This is a genomic window from Pseudomonas sp. P1_F7, from assembly GCF_056405655.1.
Window position 1 is genome coordinate 1 of record NZ_JBFUBR010000060.1, and the last position, 1,132, is coordinate 1,132.

The 1,132-nt window shown below is 59.4% G+C and carries 2 protein-coding genes; both read left to right on the forward strand.

The genetic code is table 11. The features are described 5' to 3' along the window. Window positions 1-100: 100 nt before the first annotated feature. The gene (gene pqqD, locus AC1D1M_RS31355; RefSeq protein ID WP_008051583.1) at window positions 101-376 is read left to right on the forward strand and encodes a pyrroloquinoline quinone biosynthesis peptide chaperone PqqD; all 276 of its coding nucleotides are present in this window, start codon (window positions 101-103) and stop codon (window positions 374-376) included. 7 nt (window positions 377-383) lie between these two features. Beyond that, window positions 384-1,132, forward strand: a 749-nt coding sequence (pqqE, locus tag AC1D1M_RS31360) for a pyrroloquinoline quinone biosynthesis protein PqqE (RefSeq protein ID WP_477778682.1), incomplete at its 3' end; no start/stop codon positions are given.

Consider the following 1,132-nt stretch of genomic DNA (forward strand, 5'->3'; position numbering starts at 1 on the left):
GGCCTACGAACTGAAACGCCCGCCGTATCACAGCGTCACTGAACAACGGGCCGTATCACAGCGTCACTGAACAACGGGTCTGGCACAAAGGAATCACCTTATGAGTTTCGATCGCAGCAAGACCCCGACCTGGCGTCCTGGCTACCGTTTCCAGTACGAACCGGCGCAAAAAGGCCATGTGCTGCTGTACCCGGAAGGCATGATCAAGCTCAACGAAAGTGCCGCGCTCATCGGCGGTTTGATCGACGGTGAGCGAGACGTGGCAGCCATCATCGCTGAGCTCGATCAGCAGTTCCCCGGCGTGCCCGAGCTCGGTGACGACATCGAGCAATTCATGGAGGTTGCCCGTGCGCAGCACTGGATCGAACTTGCCTGATTCATCGGTGCAAGTGCCGCCCAAACCCGAAATCGGCCTGCCGCTGTGGCTGCTCGCCGAGCTGACCTATCGCTGCCCGCTGCAATGCCCGTATTGCTCCAATCCGCTGGATTTCGCCGAGCAAGGCAAAGAGCTGAGTACTGAGCAGTGGATCAAGGTGTTTCGTGAAGCGCGGGAAATGGGCGCGGCGCAACTGGGCTTTTCCGGTGGCGAGCCGCTGGTGCGCCAGGACCTCGCCGAGCTGATTACCGAAGCCCGCAAACTGGGTTTCTACACCAACCTGATCACCTCCGGCATCGGCCTCACCGAGCAGAAAATCAGCGACTTCAAGAAGGCCGGCCTCGATCACATCCAGATCAGTTTCCAGGCCAGCGACGAGCAGGTGAACAACCTGCTGGCCGGTTCGAAAAAGGCCTTCGCGCAAAAGCTGGAGATGGCCCGGGCGGTGAAGGCCCACGGCTACCCGATGGTTCTGAACTTCGTGACCCATCGGCACAACATCGACCAGATCGACCGCATCATCGAGCTGTGTATCGCCCTTGAGGCGGACTTCGTCGAACTCGCCACCTGCCAGTTCTACGGCTGGGCGCAGCTCAATCGTGTCGGACTGCTACCGACCAAAGAGCAACTGGTGAGCGCCGAACGCATCACCAACGAATACCGCGCCAAACTGGAAGCCGAAGGGCATCCGTGCAAACTGATTTTCGTCACCCCGGACTATTACGAAGAACGCCCGAAAGCCTGCATGAATGGCTG